This window comes from Streptomyces sp. NPDC030814 (assembly GCF_055572155.1).
Genome location: NZ_JBVIDX010000011.1, coordinates 76,566 through 96,706, shown reverse-complemented (window position 1 = coordinate 96,706; position 20,141 = coordinate 76,566). Strand labels below are relative to the sequence as shown.

The window sequence follows — 20,141 nt, the reverse complement described above, 5'->3', positions numbered from 1 at the left end:
GCCGCCGATGAACCTCGCTACAGCTTCTCCACCGGCGCGTACCTCAGCAGCAGCCGCTTCGGCTTGGCGTCGCCGAAGTCGATCGTGGCCTCCGCGTTGGCGCCCGTGCCCTTGACGGCTACGACGGTGCCGAGGCCGAACTGGTCGTGAGTGACACGGTCGCCGACCGCGAGGGAGACCACCGGCTTCTCGTTGGTGCGACGGGTGGCGAAGCCGGACGCGCCCGAGGCGGAGGACCGGGAGCGCGACGACGACAACGACGACGCGATCCCGCCGACCGGGCCCGAGGACATCGGCGCGGAGCCTCCCTTGCGCTTCCACTCCAGATAGTTCGCCGGGATCTCTTCCAGGAAGCGGGACGGCGGGTTGTACGACGGCTGACCCCAGGCGCTGCGCATCGACGACCGGGTGAGATAGAGCCGTTCCCGCGCGCGCGTGATGCCGACGTACGCGAGGCGGCGCTCCTCCTCCAGTTCCTTGGTCTGGCCGAGGGCGCGCATGTGCGGGAAGACGCCGTCCTCCATGCCGGTCAGGAAGACGACGGGGAACTCGAGGCCCTTGGCGGTGTGGAGGGTCATGAGCGTGATGACCCCTGAGCCGTCCTCGTCCTCGTCGGGGATCTGGTCGGAGTCGGCGACCAGGGCGACCCGCTCCAGGAACTCGGCGAGACCGGCGGACGTCGCGCCCTCCCCCTCGGCGGCGCCGGACTCCTGCTCGAACTCCAGGGCCACCGCAGCGAGTTCCTGGAGGTTCTCGATGCGGGTCTCGTCCTGCGGGTCGGTGGACGCCTGCAACTCGGCCAGATAGCCCGTGCGTTCGAGGACCGCCTCCAGGACTGTCGCCGGGCCGGCGCCCGACTCTACGACGGTCCGCAGGTCCTCCATCAGTGTGTTGAACCGCTTGACCGCGTTCGTCGACCGTGCGGCCATGCCGTACGCCTCGTCGACACGCTTCAGCGCCTGCGGGAAGCTGATCTTCTCGCGCTGGGAGAGCGCATCGATCATCGCCTCGGCGCGGTCGCCGATACCCCGCTTGGGGACGTTGAGGATGCGGCGCAGCGGGACCGAGTCCTCCGGGTTGGCGAGGACACGCAGATAGGCCAGGACGTCCCGGACCTCCTTGCGCTCGTAGAAGCGGACTCCGCCGACGACCTTGTAGGGCAGGCCGACGCGGATGAAGACTTCCTCGAAGACACGGGACTGGGCGTTGGTCCGGTAGAAGACGGCGACATCCCCGGCCTTCGCCTGGCCCGCGTCCGTGAGGCGGTCTATCTCGTCGGCGACGAACTGGGCCTCGTCGTGCTCGGTGTCTGCGACGTATCCGGTGATCTGCGCGCCCGCGCCCGCGTTGGTCCACAGGTTCTTGGGGCGGCGGGACTCGTTGCGCTCGATGACGGCGTTGGCGGCGGACAGGATCGTCTGCGTCGAGCGGTAGTTCTGCTCGAGCAGGATCGTCGTCGCGTTCGGGTAGTCCTCCTCGAACTGGAGGATGTTGCGGATCGTCGCACCGCGGAAGGCGTAGATCGACTGGTCCGCGTCACCGACGACGCACAGCTCGGCGGGCTGGATGTCGTACCCGCCGGGGGGCACGTCGACGGGGTGCTCGGAGGTGCCGACCAGCTCCCTCACCAGGGCGTACTGGGCGTGGTTGGTGTCCTGGTACTCGTCGACGAGGACATGCCGGAAGCGGCGGCGGTAGTGCTCGGCGACATCCGGGAACGCGCGCAGCAGATTGACCGTCGTCATGATCAGGTCGTCGAAGTCGAGCGCGTTCGCCTCGCGGAGGCGCGACTGGTAGAGCGCGTAGGCCTGGGCGAGGGTCTTCTCGAAGCCGTCGGATGCCTGGGCGGCGAAGTCCTCCTCGTCGATCAGCTCGTTCTTCAGGTTGCTGATCTTGGCGCTGAAGGACTTGGGCGGGAAGCGCTTGGGGTCGAGGTCCAGATCGCGGCAGACCAGGGCCATCAGGCGCTTGCTGTCGGCGGCGTCGTAGATCGAGAAGGAGGAGGTGAAGCCCAGCTTCTTGCTCTCGCGGCGCAGGATGCGGACGCAGGCGCTGTGGAAGGTCATGACCCACATCGCGTTCGCCCGCGGTCCCACGAGCTGCTCGACGCGCTCCTTCATCTCGCCCGCGGCCTTGTTCGTGAAGGTGATCGCGAGGATCTGGCCCGGGTGGACGTTCCGCTCGCCGAGGAGGTGGGCGATGCGGTGGGTGAGCACACGGGTCTTGCCGGAGCCGGCGCCGGCCACGATGAGCAGGGGGGAGCCGGCGTGCACCACGGCCGCGCGCTGGTTCTCGTTCAGCCCGTCCAGGAGGGCCGCCGCGTCGATCGCGGGGCGCGGGGCGCCGTCGCGGTAGTAGGCGTCCCGGTCCGGCGGCACGTCGAACTTCCCGCCGAACAGATCGTCCGGAATCGACTCCGGCACATGATCGTCCTCGGGCGGCGGCGGGGGCTCCTCGTCACGGCCGCGGGGGGCCTGGAGGTCCGCCAGGAAGCTGTCGTCAAAGAGGCTGCTCATCGCTCTCCGAGTCTAGGCGCCCCCACCGACAGCGAGGGGCCGCCCCGGGAAGTCCGTACCGGGGTCGCTCCGGACCGCTCTCCGCGGCGCCACCGGCCACCGGTCGCACCGCCCCCGTCACGGTGAGCGATCGAACATACCACTTGTCGTGCACGCGAGGTCGAGGTCAGGAAAACGTATCGGGCATATCGAACATCAACCTTCACACGGACCACACCAGTTGGCTAGCGTCTTGGGTCAGGCCGTACGACCCAACCGGCGAACGTCGCCGGGCCGCACGGCCTCCGCCGAGTCCGGTGCGCCCCTCACGGCAGCCGGAGCCGGGGACCCACCGACCTCTGGGGTGAATCGACCCGACCGCCGCACGCGGCGAGGGCCGTAGGGCAAACCTTCCGAAAGCTTGCGCCCGAACCCGACAGCTAACTCGGTAGGCGGACTACGGAAGGAGTCGCCGAACCATGGCGCCGCACCGCAAGCCGCGTCCGGCCGGCCGAACACGCGCGGGCATACGCACCCCCGCTTTCGCCACGGCCGCCCTCACCTCCGTGGCCCTGCTCTCCCAGACGGCCACCGCCGCCCCCTCGACCGATGACAAGCCGAGCCTCGAGGAGGTCGAGAAGAAGGTAGACGACCTCTACCGCCAGGCGGAGACGGCGACCGAGAGCTACAACTCGGTCAAGGAGAAGACGGCCAAGCAGAAGAAACAGGTCGACAACCTCCTCGACGACGTCGCCAAGCGGACGGAAAAGCTCAACGAGGCACGAGACCAGCTGGGTTCGTACGCGGCCGCCCAGTACCGCACGGGTGCCGCCGCACCCGACACGGCGGCCCTGCTCCTGGCGGACGACCCACAGGAGTACTTCGCCCAGAACCAGCTGATGAACCGGCTGACGGACCGCCAGCAGGAGGCCGTCGACGAGTACGTCACCCAGCAGGCGGAGACCTCCAAGCGGCGCCAGGAGGCGTCCGAAGGCCTCGCACAGCTCACCGAGTCGCAGAACGCCCTCAAGTCCAGCAAGGCCAAGGTCCAGGCGAAGCTCGCCACGGCCCGCGAACTGCTCTCCCAGCTCACCGCGGAGGAGAAGGCCCGGCTCGCGGCGATCGAGCAGCAGAAGCAGGAGGAGGCCGAGCGCAAGGCGGAGGAACTGGCGCGGCAGCAAGCGGCGGCCCAGTCACAGGCCGAGCCGGCGCAGGAGACACCGGAGACGCAGGAGGTCCCTCAGGACACCTCCACCTCCACCTCCACCGAGACCACGACGACGGCCGAGGACTCGACGTACGCGTCGAAGGCTGCCAAGGCCCTCACCTTCGCCCGCGCGCAGATCGGCAAGCCCTACGTCTGGGGCGCCACAGGCCCGGGTTCCTACGACTGCTCCGGTCTCACCCAGGCCGCCTGGAAGGCCGCCGGCGTCGACCTCCCCCGCACCACCTATGACCAGGTCAACGCCGGCACGACCGTCCCGCTCTCCTCCGCCCTCCCCGGCGACCTGGTCTTCTTCTACGACAACGTCGGCCACGTCGGCCTCTACATCGGCAACGGCATGATGATCCACGCCCCGAAGCCCGGAACCTACGTCCGCGAGGAGTCGATCTTCTACGACGGCGAGTCCTCCATCCACAGCGTGGTGCGGCCGGCGTAGCGGCGTCGAGCAGCCAGTCGGAACGACCGGTCCGCCCCGGGGGCGGGCCGGCTCAGGTCCAGAGCACCGCGATGAAGACGTTCGCCATGGTGAGCGCGCCCACCAGGCCGAACATCGACTTGTCCACGGTCTCGTCGTCGCGCTTCACGTACACCAGTCCGAGGATCACGATCAGCAGCGCCATCTTGATGCCGATCTTGATGTTGTTGACGGGCTGGTCGTCGGCCTGGTTGAGGCCGACGAGAATCGCTCCCGTGATCAGCATGGTGAGCGCACCGTGCAGCATGGCGGGGACGAAGCGGGCGGTGCCCTGGCCCATGGCCTTCATCTGAGTGAGAAAGCCGCCCAGGAGAGCGGCGATCCCGATGATGTGGAGCGCTACGAAGAGGTGGATGAGTACGTCCATGGGCGGAGCCTAATGAGGGGACGGTGACCGGCCCGGCACCGGGGGCGGGTGCTTCCGGGCGCGGGCACAGGGCACTGCGCTGCCCCCGATGACGGCTCGCGACGCGCGAACGATCTTGCATATATGCACCCCATAGCACCCCATCGTCCCGCCCTTGACCGGAATCACCGCATCGATCATCGCGCAGCGTGATTGCGGCGACGCCGGGGCGGGATCGCGGTCACATACGGTCACCTCACGGTCGGTGCACGCCACTTCCGTACAACGCGTCACCGGGCCGACACAGCCAGGTTTAGCGTCCTCCCTCAGGTGACCGGCTCCCCACCGCCGCCCGGGCCAGGGGCGGCAGTCGGACACCACCGCCGAGAAAGTCCGGCGGCGTCCCGCTCCCCCCTGTGCGGGCCGTCGCCGGACGCGAAACCGCTCCCCCAGGCGGTCTGTGCGCGCCGACGTACGGACGGCGGTCGTACGAGAGGACATGGAGTCCACGTGGCAGCGCACCGCAAGCCCAGACAGCGCTCGCTCGGCGGCCCGACGGTCCGCACCGCCGCGACCCTCGCCCTCGCGGGCGCGGCGTCCGCGACCGGTTTCGATGGCACCGGACACGCCGAACCCCACCTCACGCCCGAGCAGATCAAGGCGAAGGTGGACAAGCTGTACGAGGAGGCGGAGGTCGCCACCGACAAGTACAACGGCGCCAAGGAGAAGGCCGACAAGGCGCAGGAGAACCTGGAGGAACTGCGCGACCAGACGGCCCGCCGCACCGACCGTCTCAACTCCGCCCGCGAGCAGCTAGGTTCGCTGGCCGCAGCGCAGTACCGCAGCGGTGGTATCGACCCCTCGTGGCAGCTGGCGCTCTCCGGTGATCCGGACCAGTACCTCGACAACGCCGCCCTCGCCGAACGCGTCGGCAACCGGCAGGCGGCGGATGTCGCCGGCGTGCGGCAGCAACTACTGGAGATCGAACGGCTCCGCGGTGCCGCCCGCGTCGAACTCGGCACCCTCAGGTCGAAACAGCGGGACATCAAGCAGCACAAGAAGACGGTCGACTCGAAGCTGACCGAGGCACGCCGGCTCCTCGACCGCCTCGCGCCCGAGGACCGCATCCGCCTGAGCAGCCCCGGATCCGGCACAGGCCACGCCTCACGCTCCTCCCTGTCGTCCCCGCGTGGCGTCACCGGCCCGGTGTCACCAGCGTCCTCCGCCTCCGACGCCCCCAATCCCCGGGCCGCGTCCGCCCTTTCCTACGCCTACTCCAAACTCGGCAGCCCGTACGTCTGGGGCGCCACCGGCCCCAACGCCTTCGACTGCTCCGGCCTCACCCAAGCCGCCTACCGCGCCGCCGGCGTCTCCCTCCCTCGCACCACGTACGCCCAGATCGGCGCCGGCCGCCGAGTCTCCCGCTCGGAACTGCTCCCCGGCGACCTGGTCTTCTTCTACTCCGGCATCAGCCACGTGGGCATCTATGCGGGCAACGGCCAGATGATCCACGCCCCGAACCCCTCAGCGCCGGTACGCGTGGCGCCCCTCGACGAAATGCCGTTCGTCGGCGCCACAAGGGTGGCTTGAGCGAGCACTGATGACCGGCGTCTCGAACCCCCGGTCGACACTGCCAGGCAGAAGGCAGCGCCACGCGGCTGGGCCGTCGGAGCCGTCGGCGGCACGGTGCCGGGAGGCGGCACGGTGCCAGGACGCGGCACGGTGCCAGGACGCGGGCCGGTGCCAGGACGCAGGCCGGCTCGTCGGTTCCGGCTGGGGTAGCGGCCCTGTCGGTGGCCGCTCGGCCCTCACACCAGCCGTCGTGCCGTCGCCCACCTTGTCAGCTCATGCCGGTTGGAGAGCTGCAACTTGCGGAGCACCGCGGAGACATGCGACTCCACGGTCTTCACGGAGATGTAGAGCTGCTTGGCGATCTCCTTGTACGCATAGCCGCGGGCGATGAGGCGCAGCACCTCGCGCTCACGCTGGGTGAGGCGGTCGAGGTCCTCGTCGACGGGCGGGGCGTCGGTGGAGGCGAAGGCGTCGAGGACGAAGCCGGCCAGCCGCGGGGAGAACACCGCGTCCCCGTCCTGGACCCGGAAGATGGAGTCGACAAGGTCGGTGCCGGTGATCGTCTTGGTGACATAGCCCCGCGCGCCGCCCCGGATCACCCCGATGACGTCCTCCGCCGCGTCCGACACGGACAGCGCGAGGAAGCGAACCGGCCGTTCGGTGTCCGCCATCAACGCCGAGCAGCGACGCAGGACTTCCACTCCGCCGCCGCCGGGGAGATGGACGTCGAGCAGCACCACCTCGGGACGGGTACTCGTGATCACCGAGACCGCCTGGTCGACATCAGGCGCCTCTCCGACGACCTCGACCCCCGTGCGCTCCGTCTGGCCGATCTCGGCCTGCACTCCCGTACGGAACATGCGGTGATCATCGACGAGCACGACCCGGACATGCCGTCCGGGCCCGGACACTTCGGTCTCCGGCTCAGCCCCGGGCACGGGCCCGGTGGAACCGTCGGACGCAGAGGCGTCGGAGACACCGGCGTCACCGAACGCCCCCTGCGCCGCGGCCTCGTCGGGCTCACCTCCGGCGCGCCCGGGACCCTGCGCGGCCCGGTCGTCTCCCCCGTCCCCGGTCGGTTCCGTACCCGAACCACTCTGCGCGGCAAGGTCCTTCGGCCCGTTCGCGTCACTCATGACGTCGTCTCCGCCCTCTCCATCTCCAACTCGACCTCCGTGCCGCCACCCGGTACGGCGCGGAGCCGTGCCGTACCGCCGTTGCGCTCCATGCGGCCGATGATCGATTCTCTGACGCCCATGCGGTCGGCGGGTATCGCGTCGAGATCGAAGCCGGGGCCTCGGTCACGGACGGACACGAAGACCGTCCTTCCCTCGACCTCGGCGAAGACCTGTACGGCGCCGCCCTCGCCACCGTACTTGGCGGCGTTCACCATCGCCTCGCGCGCGGCCTGCATCTGCGCGGTCAGGCCCTCGTCGAGGGGGCAGTCGCCGACGACGACCACCTCTATGGGCACACCGTGCTTGTCCTCGACCTCCGCCGCGTTGCGCCGCACGGCCTCCGCGAGGGTGTCTGGCTCGTCGTCCTCGTCCTTGCCGGTGCCCTCGGGCTTGTAGAGCCAGTTGCGCAGGTCGCGCTCCTGGGCACGGGCCAGGCGGCGGACCTCGTTCGGGTTGTCCGCGTTGCGCTGTATCAGCGTCAGGGTGTGCAGCACCGAGTCGTGGACATGGGCCGCGACCTCCGCCCGTTCCTGAGCGCGGATGCGCATCAGGCGCTCCTCGGAGAGGTCCTGGGTCATCCTGACGAGGTAGGGGCCCGCCAGCAGCGCTATCCCCACGAGGACCGCGAGCGCCGCCTGCAGCACCGAGCCGAGATGCGCGGCGGAGCCCTGCAGCACGAATATTCCGGAGACGCCGGCCGTGACCAGCAGGACTCCGGCCACCGAGCGGAGCAGGGTGATGGTGCGCCGACGGCGGCCGACCTCCGCCCAGCGGGCGCGCCGCGCATTGTCAGCCTGGCGCCAGACGAGGGCCACACCGGCGGCGACCAGGACCGTCGGCCAGAGATACGCTCTCGCGCCGTCGCCCAGATTCACCTTGCCGACGAAGACCATGGCCACGACGACCATGAGGAGAAGGGCGACGATCTGGCCCCGGTCGGGCCGGCGTGCCACTAGTCGGCGGCGGCCGTCGGGTGACGTCTCGGTGGTGATGGCCGACGGCCGCTGGTTGTCGACGCCGCCGACGCCGAGCGGCACGAAGAACCAGAACGCCGCGTACACCAGCGCACCCAGGCCGTCTGCCGTGAACAGGCCGACGAACACGAGCCGGACCCAGGTCACGGGCAGCCCGAGATGCCCTGCGAGCCCCCGCGCCACTCCACCGAGCCAGCGACCGTCACTGCTGCGGTAGAGCTTGCGCGGGGGCCGCGGAGTGTCGATGGGCGGTGCTGCGGCTTCCGGCATGCCATCGATGTTCACACGCACGGCCGATCGAGGCATCAGGGTCGATCCCCGAGACGCCCCTGATCTTCGGCCGGGCCTTGATCGAACGCATCCCGGGGCGGATATCAGGGTTCGACCAGGGTCATCCCGACTGCCGTCGAACCGGCGCGGCGGTCACGATGGACGCATGACGGATCACCAGCACGCGGCATCGGAGTCGGGACCCAGCTCGGGCCCCCACTCCCAGCGGCCGACCACCGAGCCGCAGGACGCCGTGCCCCCGCCGGGCACGGCGGAGGAGCCGCGCGCACAGGACGGCCAGGGCGCGGCGAAGGAGCCGCATGCAGACACGAGCGCGCCTCCGGGCCCGCCCGCGGATCAAGCGGCTTACGGAGCGTACGCGGCCGGCTCGGGTGAAGGTGGTCCGACGGGTCAGGCCGCTTCCGGCGGCTCTGCCGGTCCGACGGGGCAAGCCGCTCCCGGTGAACCCGTCGGCGCCCCAGTCACTCCTCAAGGGTTCCGCCGAGACCGGCGGTACAAGATGTTGGGCGGTGTCTGCGCCGGCCTGGGGCGGCAGTGCGACATGGACCCGGTGATCTTCCGGATCGTGCTCGCGGTGCTCTCCGCGACCGGCGGTCTCGGCCTCATCTTCTACGGCTTCGCCTGGCTGCTCGTGCCGTACGACGACGAGGAGGAGAACGAGGTACGGAAGCTGCTCACCGGCCGTGTCGACGGCCAGGCCCTGGCTGCCGTGCTCTTCGCGCTGGTCGGCTGCGGCGTGTTCCTCACCATGCTGGGCAACAGCACCGTCCTGACGTTCTCCGTGATCGTCTCCCTCCTGCTGGCCGGCGCGGGGTACTGGTCACGGCAGAGAGGCACTCCCGACCCCGACCCGTTGGCAGCCCAGGCCGTCGCCGACGCGCCGCCGGAGGCCCAGGCACCCCCCGTGGCCGCCTCCTACCCCTCGTGGTGGCGGGACCCGATAGTCAAGGACGGCACCCATGTGGGCAGCACCGGTTATCTGTGGGGCCCCTGGGAGACTCATGGGCGGGATGTCGCCGCGGCGGTCAACATCGCCCGGGGCGCTCCCTCCCGCCAGGACCTCCGCACCGCGCGCGGGCCGAAGCCGCGCGGGCCGCGCTGGATAGGCGGCTGGGTCTTCCTGCTCGCGTTGTTCGCCGGCGGTCTCGGTACCACCGCGACATGGGAGGACCGCACGCTGGCCGACAGTGTGCAGACGGGGCTGGCGTGTGCGCTGGTGGTGTTCGGCCTGGGTATAGCGGTGAGCGCCATCCTGGGCCGCACGGGAGCGGGGTCGATCTTCCTGGCCCTGGTCACCGCGGGGCTCCTCGCGTGCGCAGCGGCGCTCCCGTCGAACATCACGACCGACTGGGCCCGCACGGAGTGGACGCCCGGAAAGGCCGCCGAGGTGGCGTCGAGATACGAGTTGGGGACAGGTGTGGGCACATTGGATCTGACGCGGGTGGACCTGGCGAAGGGCCAGACGCTGTCCACCAGGGTGGAAGTCGGCGCGGGCAAGGTGAAGGTCGTGGTCCCGCCGCACGTCACGGTGCGGCTTGATGTGCAGGTGGGCTTCGGTGACATCCAGCTGCCGGGTGAGGGCAAGGAGGAGGTGGACGTGGCACCGGACAAGAGCGATCGTCTGACGCTCTCCCCGCCGAAGGGCTCGGCGAGCGGCGGCACGATCACCCTTGACCTGGAGGTCGGTCTGGGACAGGCGGAGGTGGCCCGTGCTGCGACATGAGTTCCAGCCCGGAAAGCTCGTCGGCGGTTTCTTCCTCACCGCCGCCGGCGTCATCTACCTCGGTGACGCGGGCGGTTCCTGGGAGACACCTTGGTTCGTTGTCCTCCCACTCACCGTCGGCGGCCTGTGCCTCGCGGGCGCCGTGGCCTTCGTACACCACGCGCTACGAGGCAACCGGGTGTCCGGGCGGCCGGAAGGGGGAGGGCCGGCGGGAGCGGCGGAGCGGACGGGGCCGATCGGCACCAGAGGGTCGGCGGGCTCGGCAGGGTTGGGGTCAGCAGGACGAATACCGGGAGACGGACCGGGCGGCTCGGGTCGCTCGGCTGGGGACGGTATGGCCTGATCCGGCGGGCGGGGACAGGGCGGCGCGCGGGCGACTCGGGGACCGAAAGGGGCATTGTCGCCGAGGGTCCGAGGGGTGGTTGGGTGCGTGGGGCGGAGGCCACGGGCACGGGTCAGCCGCCGGCCCGACGAGCCTGACCAGGCCGACGGCCAGACCTGTTTGCTTCACCTGCGGAACGGGACACAGGAAGCCCGGTCGGACGGGTCGCTGCGGGCGCGCTCGGTCCACCCTGCTCCGGCCCGCCGCACAGCGCGGAGGCTCGCCCGGACAGGGCTCATCCTCACTGGAGTCACCCCGGCAGGACTTATCCCGGCAGGACTCATCCCGCCAGGACTCACCCCGAGAGAGCTCATCTCAACGTGTTCACCGCCGACGTCAGCGCCACAGCCCGAAGACCTGCCCAGCCACGCCCCGAGGCAGTGAGGCCCCGAGGCAGTGAGGCAAGGAGCGGCGCGGGGGCTTTGGTCGGTGGGCTGGAGCTCGTCGTGGTGGGTCAGCGGTAGCTGCCGACTCGGTGCCCGTTGCGTCGGGAGCGGAAGGCGGCGTCCACGGAGAGGATGGGGGCGCCGGCGAGGATCAGGGGGATCCAGGCCATGAGGTAGGGGAGGTCGTTGCCGTAGTAGTACGGGCTGGAGGACCAGCTGACCGTCAGCCAGAGGCTGAGGGAGATGAGGGCGCCGCCGAGGGCGGCCAGGCGGGCGAGGAGACCGAGGAGGGTGCCGATGCCGACGGCCAGTTCGCCGATGGCGATGGCGTAGCCGAAGCCGACGGGGTTCTTGAGGGCCATGTCGATCATGGCGGGGATGGCTGACGAGTCGCGGGCGGCGCTCATCATGTCGCCGATCGATCCGGAGCCGGACTCGGCCATGAACGCGCTGTCGGTGAGTTTGTCCAGGCCGGCGTAGATGAAGGTGACGCCGAGGAAGACCCTTAGGGGCAGAAGCGCATAGCGGGTGGCTGCGTCCCGCCAGTCGTGGCCACTGTCGAGGTAGGAGGTGTGGGAGTCCGTGCGAGAACCGTGAGTCATCAGTCTGCGCCGCCTCGTGTCCGCCGTGCCGTTGACCCCTCAACAGACGATACGTTCACCGGGGTGGGGAAGCTCAATGGTGCGTCACTCTTCTTCCGAGTTGGGTGGTCTCGTCCCGAGACGGTCCCACGGCCCCCGACTCACCCCCGATCCCCCGCTGCAATGGCCGAAGCACGACAGTGCCTTCTGCAACCCCAGGGCACCCCCCGTTGCCCCGCAGCAAAACGCCCCGGCGGCCACGCGGCACTCCCACCCGGACTCCCACCCGGCGGCCACGCGGCACTCCCACCCGGCAGCCACGCTACCCACCCGAAGGTCACACGGCACCCACCGCCGACGGCCACGCCGCACACCCACCCACCGCCGACGGCCACGCCGCACACCCACCCGGCGTCGACGGCCACGCCGCACACCCACCCGGCGTCGACGGCCACGCCGCACACCCACCCGGCGTCGACGGCCACGCCGTCCACCCACCCGGTGTCGATCAGTCGGCGGAGACCTCGATGGTGTAGCGGTTGGTTTCGACGCCGGCTGCCGTGACGACCTGGACGTCGACCTTGCCGGGTTCGACGTCGGCCGGGACCGGCACGGTGAGGACCGCGTCGGTGGGGTTGCTGAAGCCGCCGGCGACAGGGACGAGGGGGACGTGGACATGGACGGGGCCGATACGGACGACCATGCGGGAGAGGCGGTCGGCGGACTGGGCGCCCGGCGGGACGAAGCCGGCACCGCGGATCTCGATGTCGTCGCCGTTACGGATGGGGGCGTCGAGGTCGCCGGCCTCGCGGGCGCGGACGACGGAGAGGATGACGGGGCGGCCACCCTCGGCGTACTTGCCCGCGACGTAGGTGGCGGCGGAGACGAGGACGAGGAGGGCGAGGCCCCAGGGGAGGTCGGGGAGCTGATCGGGGCGGCGGGCCAGGCGTACCGCCGCGAAGATCAGGGCGACGGCACAGATGGTCACGTACTGGATGTCGGTGAAGCTGCCTCGGCCGGAGTCGTCGGTGAGGAGGTCGGCGGCGCGGGGGCGGTGGGCGCGAACCTTCTGCAGGCGCTGGCCGAGGACGCGGACGCCGACGACTCGGCGTACCAGGACGGCGATGCCGCAGACCACGGCGAGGACGGTCACGATGCCGGCGCCGCGATCGAGTTCGAAGCCGGCGATGAGGGCGTCGCGTGCGCGGTGTTCGGAGGCTGCGGCCAGACGGCCGACCAGGACGAGAACGCAGAAGACGACGAAGAGCACCCAGCTCGCGGCGATCGCGCGGGAGGTGGACAGACGGTTGTCCTCGCCGATGACCGGGGCGAGGGCGCCGCCGCGCGCACGGTGCAGATAGCCGGCGCCAGTCAGCGCCGCGGCCACGAGCAGGGCGGCGATGAGACCTGCCGAGCGGGCGGCGGTCCAGCCCGCGCCGATCGCGGTGAGCGCCTGGACCAGGAGCAGGGCCACGACTACGGCCCAGACGGCGATCGCCGTGCGCAGCCAGAGCCGGCCGAGCCAGGCCTCGCCCTCGACTCGGCCGCGTTCGGCGACGACCGCGGCGGACTGGGTGAGTTCGTCGGAGACCCACTGGCGGGAGGCCGGCGCGGAGTGGGCGACAGCGGCGGGCAGGCCCTGCCCGGAGGCGAACTCCTCGCGTTTCGAAAGGAACTCGGCGACTGCGCGCCGGTGTCCCGTGCGCGCACCGTGCGGGCAGTCCCCGCACGTGCATCCGCCCTCATGGGCAGCCGAGCCCATGCCCCCTCCGGCATCCTGCACCGCCACCGCCCGAGCCCGCCTTCCCGCGCCGCGCACGCCCTCTGCGTCCGCTGTCCTCGGCATTCGCCGTCACCGTCATCGACGCCGTCACCGTCATCGACGCCTCACCACCGTCGCGGGGCGCCGCCCATGCATCTGCTCGCCACCACAGCCGTGCTGCCGGACATTCCGACCCGCGATGACAGCGAATTGTGCCGTACGGAGTGCGGCCTGCGCCCGGCAGGGGCACTGAGCGCAAGGAGGGGGCGGGGTGAAGTACGGGTCGTCTTGTTGACCCGGCTGGGAGAATCTCCGCATGGCCGAGATCATCCAGCGGGACGGGACCTGGGCCTTCGACGGGAGCACGGTCCGGATCACGCCGGGGCTGCACCGGTCCGTGGCGCTGTTCCGGCAGACGTACGGGGAGGTCACGGTTCCTCTGGATGCCGTGGCGGGTGTCGTCTACGAGCCCGAACGCAGACGGGGCCGGCTTCGGCTGCGGCTCCGTGAGGGCAGTGATCCGCTGCTCCAGGCCACCGGCGGGCGACTGCCGGACGCGGCCGACCCCTATCGGCTGACGGTCGACCTCGACCGGTCGGGTGTCGCCGAGTATGTGGCCGAGGAGATACGGCAGGCCCTGCTCCTCGAACAGACCCCGAAGGAGCCCGCCAAGGCGTATCTCCTGCCGGGACCACCGGTGCCGGTGTCGGTCCGGTCGAGTGACGGCACCGTCTCCTTCGACGGCACCCAGGTCAGGATCGACTGGAACGACACTTCCGACCGGGTCAAGCGCGCGACCGGCCCCCGGATCATCGGCATCGGCGATCTGGCGCAGGTGGAGTGGCTGCCGAACTCCGGTTACGAGGACGGCTTCCTGCGCTTCGTGACCCGCGAGACCGTGTTCTCCAAGCTGCCGCCGGACAAGGACCCCTACGCCCTCGATCTGTGGGGCAGCGCCCGCCGTGATCTGCTGACGGCGCTGGTGGCCACCGCTGTCACCGCACGGCTTCCCCACCCGTCGACCAGGGTCGGCGGCCATGCGGACCGCCCCCGGCCGGTCGAAGCCGCGAGCCCGCCTCCGCCGCACGGTCCGGTCCCCGCCACGGCCTCGGCCCTGGCCCCGGGCCATCACGACGTGCTGCTGCGCCGGCTGCGCGAGTTGGGCGAGTTGCACCGCGACGGCGTCCTCACGGACGAGGAGTTCGCGGCCACGAAGGCGGCCGTGCTGCGGGACTTCTGAGCGACGGCGCCGCGCTCGCCGTCGCCCGTTCAGGGCGGCTCAGCTGAGCAGGTCCGGCTCGCTTCGGCTGATGTCCTGCCACAGCGGCTGGTAGTTGATCCACGCCACCAGGTCGCCGCCCGCCTGTTCGCGCGTGGCGACGGCCAGCCGGTGGTCGACGAGGAGGGGGCGGCCCGCGGCCTTCGCGGTGAGCTGGACCTGGGCGGAGCGTTCCATCGACAGGAACCACCACGCCGCCGCGTCGACCGAGTCGCCGACGGTCAGCAGACCGTGGTTGCGCAGGACGAGGGCCTTGCGGCTCCCCAGCACCGCGGCGATCCGCCGGCCCTCGTCCGCGTCCACGGCGACGCCCGTGTAGTTGTCGTAGAGCGCGTGGTCCTCGTAGAAGGCGCAGGACTCCTGGGTGATCGGCTCGATCAGCTCCCCGAGTGCGGCCAGGGCACGGCCGTGCACGGAATGGCAGTGGGCGACGGCGACGACGTCCGGGCGGGCGGCGTGGACCTGGGCATGGACGGTGAAGGCGGCCTGGTTGACGTGGTAGCGGCCCTCGATGACCTGGCCGTCCTGGTTGGCGAGGACCAGGTCACTCACGGTGACGTGCTTGAAGGACATGCCGAACGGGTTGACCCAGAAGCAGTCGCTGAACTCCGGATCGCGGGCGGTGATGTGCCCGGAGACCCCGTCCTCGAACCCCAGCCGTCCGAAGATCCGCAGGGCCCCGGCCAGCCGTTCCTTGCGGTGCCGCCGTTCGTCCTCCACCGACTCGTGCATCGGCGGCATGGCGAACCGCAGCTGGTCGGTGGGTAGGGGCAGGGGCGGTGTGGGCCCGTGCATGTGTCCTCCAGACTGACTTCCTTTACGAATCGGAAGTTACCGTCGGTCCCCCTGCAGAACAGGTCCGTTCCCTGAAGAGGGTGCGCAACCGTTACGCAAGTCACAGAAGCGCGTCGGCGCTCCATCGCCCAGGGCCGAGCCGTCAGTCGCTCGGGGTAACCGGACAGTGGTTGTCGGGTATCCGCGCAAGACTCGTCCCATGCCAGGAACTACGCCACGCGGCGTCCCGCGGAGTGCCGCGAATTGGGCCGCCTTCACCGCTGCCGAACCGGGTCTCGCGCAGACCGTGGAGGAGCGCTTCGGCGCCTTCACCCACCACGTCCTCGCCACCCTCCGCCGGGACGGCTCCCCACGCACGACCGGACTGGAGGTCAGGTTCGTCCGCGGCGAGCTGTGGCTGGGGATGATGCCGAACTCGCTGAAGGCGCTCGATCTGCGGCGCGATCCCCGGTTCGCGCTGCAGGCCAACCCGGGCCCGGGTACGGAGATGGGCGGCGGTGACGTACGGATCAGCGGGCGGGCGGTCGAGGTCGACGATCCGGCCGTCAAGGCCGCGTACGGCGAAGAGGTGGAACCGCCGGAGCCGTTCCACCTCTTCCGCACCGAGCTGACGGAGGTCGTACGGACCTACGTCGAGGACGACACGTATCTGGTCGTCCAGGTCTGGCAGCCCGGAGAGCCGGTGCGCACTCTCAAACGGACCTGAGCCCCGTCACCCGAAGCGGGTCACTCCCACTCGATGGTGCCCGGCGGCTTGGACGTCACGTCCAGGACCACGCGGTTGACGTCCCGCACCTCGTTGGTGATGCGCGTCGAGATCTTCGCCAGCACGTCGTACGGCAGCCGCGACCAGTCGGCCGTCATGGCGTCCTCGGAGGAGACCGGGCGCAGGACGATGGGGTGGCCGTAGGTGCGGCCGTCGCCCTGGACGCCGACACTGCGGACGTCCGCGAGGAGGACCACCGGGCACTGCCAGATGTCGCGGTCGAGGCCGGCCGCGGTCAGCTCCTCGCGGGCGATGGCGTCGGCCTCGCGGAGCAGGTCGAGACGGTCCTTGGTGACCTCGCCGACGATGCGGATGCCGAGGCCCGGGCCGGGGAACGGCTGCCGCTGGACGATCTCCTCCGGCAGGCCCAGCTCCTGGCCGACCATGCGGACCTCGTCCTTGAAGAGCTTGCGGAGCGGCTCGATGAGCTGGAACTCCAGGTCCTCGGGGAGACCGCCCACATTGTGGTGGGACTTGATGTTGGCCGTGCCGGTGCCGCCGCCGGACTCGACGACGTCCGGGTACAGGGTGCCCTGGACCAGGAACTCCACCGCCGGGCCCTCGTCCGCGATGATCTCGGCCTGCGCCTGCTCGAAGACGCGGATGAACTCGCGGCCGATGATCTTCCGCTTCTCCTCGGGGTCGGAGACCCCGGCGAGCGCCTTGAGGAACCGCTCCTCCGCGTCGACGACCTTCAGCTGGACGCCGGTGGCCGCGACGAAGTCCTTCTCGACCTGCTCGGTCTCACCCTTGCGCATCAGACCGTGGTCGACGTACACGCAGGTCAGCTGGGATCCGATGGCCTTCTGCACCAGGGCCGCGGCGACCGCGGAGTCCACGCCGCCGGAGAGGCCGCAGATGGCGCGCTTGTCGCCGACCTGCTCGCGGATGGCGGCGACCTGCTCCTCGATCACGTTCCCGGTGGTCCAGGACGGGGTCAGTCCGGCGCCCCGGTACAGGAAGTGCTCCAGCACCTGCTGGCCGTGCGTGGAGTGCATGACCTCCGGGTGGTACTGGACGCCGTACAGCTTCTTCTCGTCGTTCTCGAAGGCGGCGACCGGTACGACGTCGGTGGAGGCGGTGACGGAGAAGCCCTCGGGGGCGGCGGAGCAGGCGTCGCCGTGCGACATCCACACCGACTGCTCGTCCGGGGTGCCCTCGAAGAGGGTCGATCCGGACTTGGTGACGTGCAGCGGCGTGCGGCCGTACTCGCGGGCGCCCGTGTTGTCGACGGTGCCGCCGAGGGTGGTGGCCATCAGCTGGAAGCCGTAGCACATGCCGAAGACGGGGACGCCGGACTCGAAGAGCTCGCGGTCGAGGCGGGGGGCGCCCTCGGCGTAGACCGAGGAGGGGCCGCCGGAGAGGATGATCGCCGCCGGGTTCTTGGCGAGCATCTCCGCGACCGGCATGGTGCTGGGCACGATCTCGCTGTAGACCCGGGCCTCGCGGACGCGGCGGGCGATGAGCTGGGCGTACTGCGCGCCGAAGTCGACGACCAGGACGGTGTCGGGGGCGGCGGCAGCGGAGGTCGCTGATGACACGGGGTGCCTTCCGGCGGTCGGGCGGGGGTCTGTGTGGCCGAGTCTACCGGGGTGCGCTCCTGTGGTGCGGGCCCACCGGGAGCTCCGGCCCCGGCCCTCCCAGCACCCGGGAACGAGAGGCGCCGCGGTCCCGGCGCGCACACGCACGTCGGCCTCCGGCCCGCTCCACGGAACCGGTCCTGCCGGAACCCGTGGCATACTGGCGCCCATGTTCGCGCACTCGACCTTCATCTTTACCTATGGCAACCGGCCCACCGGCTGCCATGGTCGTGCTGCTTGAGCTACTGACAAGCGACTTCCCCAGGCGCCCCGGGCCGACAAGGTCCGGGGCGCCTGGCGTTTTCCGGGGACTGTCGGGGCGGGGTGCGGGACCGGACACGAGGAGTTAGAAAAATGACCACCACCGCCACGGAGAAGACCACCACCGTCACGGCGAAGACCCCGGGCGCCCAGAAGACCACGGTCACGGAGAGGACCGGCGCTCGTACCGAGGAAGCGGCGGGCGTGATCAGCGGGGCCAGGGAGCGGATCGACGCGTTGGACGACCGGATCATCGGGCTGGTGCAGGAACGGATGGCGGTGTCGGCCGTGATCCAGGAGGCCCGGATCGGGTCGGGCGGCCGGCGCGTGAACCTGTCGCGGGAGATGGAGGTCCTCGCCCACTACAGCGACGCCCTGGGCAAGCCCGGCACCGCCCTCGCCATGATCCTGCTGGAGCTGTGCCGGGGACGTATCTGACCTGCCGACGCGCAACGCCGTCCTCTCACGACGCCGCCCTCTCGCAGTACCGCCCTCTCGCAGCACCGCCGCGAAGGCACCGCGCTACACGTCGCGCTGCGACGGCCACGGCCTCATCACCACGGCGGCGCACGGACGTACGCCTGCCGTCTCACCCGTACGGCGCGTGACCGTCGTACGACACGCTTCGTTGGTCCCGATGCCCGTGCCAGCCAGGCCCGGGTGCGAAAGAACCACGCGTGGCTCCGCTGGAGCGATGAGGCGTTCGGATCGTGCCGTGCGCCGTGGGACCTCGCTCCAGGGTGGTGACCGGACCGCAGGGGACAGCAGCCCGGTCACTCAAGAGAACAGTCGGCTCCGGGGACGCCCGGGGCCGACCGGTGGACTGCTCCGAGGGCGGCGAGACGGCTACGGAGCCTCAGCCGGCCGGCACGATGCAGGACCAGCCCGCACCCCCGAGGTCGACACCTGGTACCGCGTCCCCCGGACGCGTGTCCGACATCCACCCCCCACCAGCGGCGCACCCCCTGCGCCGTTTCGAGGCACTGACGCCGCCCTGACGGCGGTGCTGACGGCGGTGCTGACGGCGAAGGGCCCCGCGGGACGGAATCCGCGGGGCCCTTCGCCGTACCACCACCGGATCGGTGTCGGCCTGCCGGACTCGTCTCAGCCGGCCGCCTTCTCCACCTTCGCGACCTGGGCCTCCAGCACCTCCGCCGGGACCTTCGCCTTGTCCGCGTCGAGCATGTTCATCGAGTAGAACCCGATGAGGGTCGAGCCGCTGCGGACCACCGTGAAGGACATCGGGATCTTGGCGCCCTCGATGTCGCCCTTCATCTTGTACGCGACGGCCTCGTCGCCCTGCTCGGGGGCGGGGAGGACCTCGACGCCGGAGTACTTGTTGCCGACGTGCTCGTACTTCGTGCAGTTCTCGGTCGCCTTGCGCAGGTCGGCCATCACCTTTTCGGCGTCGCTCTGCTCATGTGCGGCGAGGGCGAGGGAGATGACACTGCCGGACAGCTCGTCCTTCGGGGTGACCGTGCGTCCGGCGCGGGCCTTGGCCTGCGGGTCCGAGGTGAAGAAGAACATGTTCGCGATGGGCTGGCAGGCAGCCGGCTCCGCGGGGACGGTCTCGGCGGGCATGTCCTCCGCGGGCATGTCGGCGATGGTGTAGCCCTTGACGTCGCCCTTCGTCAGGGCGGCCTTCTGCAGCTGGGCCTCGGTGAGCGCGCCCTGCCCCGCCGCGTCCTTCTTGCTGCCGGCGGAGGCGGAGGCGCCCGCCGACGGCTTGGTCCCCGCCTCCTTGTCCTCGCCGCCGCCACCGCACGCCGCGGTGAGACCCAGCGTGGCCACGACCGAGACGGCCACCGCTGCCCGCGACATCTTCGACTTCATGTCCCCACCTTTTGCGCCTTGCGCTCTGTACGTCTTTCCAGGGCCCCGACGGGCCCATCGAACATGTATGTGACAGCCGGCCCCGTGAATTCGTTGCGTCACTCCAGCCACATTCACATGTGACTCACGTCACTCCAGAAAGGTGTGATCCGGAGGGCAACCCTTCGCCTGCCTCGCTTGTCACATCTGGCACACGAGAGAAGGACCCGCGCTCGGAGGGGGGTGCGGGTCCTTCTC

Annotated in this window: 15 protein-coding genes and 1 riboswitch; of the genes, 6 read left to right on the top strand and 9 right to left on the bottom strand. The window is 70.5% G+C overall.

Annotated features, from left to right (window positions below; all coding sequences use genetic code 11):
* Positions 1-17 precede the first annotated feature (17 nt).
* Entirely contained in the window at positions 18-2,516 is a 2,499-nt protein-coding gene (gene pcrA, locus ACZ43N_RS23495; RefSeq protein ID WP_468100075.1) for a DNA helicase PcrA, read from the bottom strand.
* Between the two features lie 275 nt (positions 2,517-2,791).
* Positions 2,792-2,965: riboswitch (cyclic di-AMP (ydaO/yuaA leader) on the top strand.
* A 9-nt stretch (positions 2,966-2,974) separates the two neighbouring features.
* Between pcrA and ACZ43N_RS23490 the strand changes: the two genes are divergently transcribed.
* Positions 2,975-4,156 carry a C40 family peptidase gene (locus ACZ43N_RS23490; RefSeq protein ID WP_468100074.1) on the top strand — a complete coding sequence of 394 codons (1,182 nt, stop codon included), beginning with the start codon at positions 2,975-2,977 and terminating at the stop codon, positions 4,154-4,156.
* Positions 4,157-4,208: 52 nt separating this feature from the next.
* Here ACZ43N_RS23490 and ACZ43N_RS23485 read toward each other — a convergent pair whose 3' ends face one another.
* A complete protein-coding gene (locus ACZ43N_RS23485) occupies positions 4,209-4,562 on the bottom strand; it encodes a hypothetical protein (RefSeq protein WP_468100072.1) in 354 nt (117 codons plus the stop codon).
* Positions 4,563-5,051: 489 nt separating this feature from the next.
* Between ACZ43N_RS23485 and ACZ43N_RS23480 the strand changes: the two genes are divergently transcribed.
* On the top strand, positions 5,052-6,131 hold the full coding sequence (locus tag ACZ43N_RS23480) for a C40 family peptidase (protein ID WP_468100071.1): 1,080 nt from the start codon (positions 5,052-5,054) through the stop codon (positions 6,129-6,131).
* A 218-nt stretch (positions 6,132-6,349) separates the two neighbouring features.
* Here the strand turns inward: ACZ43N_RS23480 and ACZ43N_RS23475 are convergent, their stop codons facing one another.
* Together ACZ43N_RS23475 and ACZ43N_RS23470 are read right to left on the bottom strand one after the other, a co-directional pair.
* Entirely contained in the window at positions 6,350-7,249 is a 900-nt protein-coding gene (locus ACZ43N_RS23475) for a LuxR C-terminal-related transcriptional regulator (protein ID WP_468100070.1), read from the bottom strand.
* Positions 7,246-8,571 carry a PspC domain-containing protein gene (locus ACZ43N_RS23470; protein WP_468100068.1) on the bottom strand — a complete coding sequence of 442 codons (1,326 nt, stop codon included), beginning with the start codon at positions 8,569-8,571 and terminating at the stop codon, positions 7,246-7,248. Before ACZ43N_RS23470 ends, ACZ43N_RS23475 begins: the two co-directional genes overlap by 4 nt.
* 130 nt (positions 8,572-8,701) lie before the next feature.
* Between ACZ43N_RS23470 and ACZ43N_RS23465 the strand changes: the two genes are divergently transcribed.
* Positions 8,702-10,279 (top strand): PspC domain-containing protein, encoded by a 1,578-nt coding sequence (locus tag ACZ43N_RS23465; protein WP_468100067.1) that lies wholly within the window; start codon positions 8,702-8,704, stop codon positions 10,277-10,279.
* An 836-nt stretch (positions 10,280-11,115) separates the two neighbouring features.
* On the opposite strand, the gene ACZ43N_RS23460 is transcribed toward ACZ43N_RS23465, so the two are convergent.
* Both ACZ43N_RS23460 and ACZ43N_RS23455 read right to left on the bottom strand, forming a co-directional pair.
* Positions 11,116-11,649 carry a DoxX family membrane protein gene (locus ACZ43N_RS23460; RefSeq protein ID WP_468100065.1) on the bottom strand — a complete coding sequence of 178 codons (534 nt, stop codon included), beginning with the start codon at positions 11,647-11,649 and terminating at the stop codon, positions 11,116-11,118.
* A gap of 487 nt (positions 11,650-12,136) precedes the next feature.
* Positions 12,137-13,390 (bottom strand): hypothetical protein, encoded by a 1,254-nt coding sequence (locus ACZ43N_RS23455; RefSeq protein ID WP_468100064.1) that lies wholly within the window; start codon positions 13,388-13,390, stop codon positions 12,137-12,139.
* A gap of 316 nt (positions 13,391-13,706) precedes the next feature.
* Here ACZ43N_RS23455 and ACZ43N_RS23450 point away from each other — a divergent pair, with 316 nt between their 5' ends.
* A complete protein-coding gene (locus tag ACZ43N_RS23450; protein ID WP_468100062.1) occupies positions 13,707-14,630 on the top strand; it encodes a DUF4429 domain-containing protein in 924 nt (307 codons plus the stop codon).
* Positions 14,631-14,669: 39 nt separating this feature from the next.
* On the opposite strand, the gene ACZ43N_RS23445 is transcribed toward ACZ43N_RS23450, so the two are convergent.
* Complete coding sequence (locus tag ACZ43N_RS23445; RefSeq protein ID WP_055519575.1) at positions 14,670-15,464, bottom strand: class II aldolase/adducin family protein; 795 nt, start codon at positions 15,462-15,464, stop codon at positions 14,670-14,672.
* Between the two features lie 199 nt (positions 15,465-15,663).
* On the opposite strand from ACZ43N_RS23445, the gene ACZ43N_RS23440 reads away from it, so the two are divergent.
* Entirely contained in the window at positions 15,664-16,170 is a 507-nt protein-coding gene (locus ACZ43N_RS23440) for a pyridoxamine 5'-phosphate oxidase family protein (protein WP_468100060.1), read from the top strand.
* A 20-nt stretch (positions 16,171-16,190) separates the two neighbouring features.
* Here the strand turns inward: ACZ43N_RS23440 and guaA are convergent, their stop codons facing one another.
* Positions 16,191-17,771 carry a glutamine-hydrolyzing GMP synthase gene (gene guaA, locus ACZ43N_RS23435; protein ID WP_468100059.1) on the bottom strand — a complete coding sequence of 527 codons (1,581 nt, stop codon included), beginning with the start codon at positions 17,769-17,771 and terminating at the stop codon, positions 16,191-16,193.
* Positions 17,772-18,164: 393 nt separating this feature from the next.
* Here guaA and ACZ43N_RS23430 point away from each other — a divergent pair, with 393 nt between their 5' ends.
* On the top strand, positions 18,165-18,509 hold the full coding sequence (locus tag ACZ43N_RS23430; protein WP_468100057.1) for a chorismate mutase: 345 nt from the start codon (positions 18,165-18,167) through the stop codon (positions 18,507-18,509).
* Between the two features lie 666 nt (positions 18,510-19,175).
* Here ACZ43N_RS23430 and ACZ43N_RS23425 read toward each other — a convergent pair.
* Positions 19,176-19,904, bottom strand: coding sequence for a hypothetical protein (locus ACZ43N_RS23425; RefSeq protein WP_468100055.1), 729 nt, complete (start codon positions 19,902-19,904; stop codon positions 19,176-19,178).
* Positions 19,905-20,141: the final 237 nt, after the last annotated feature.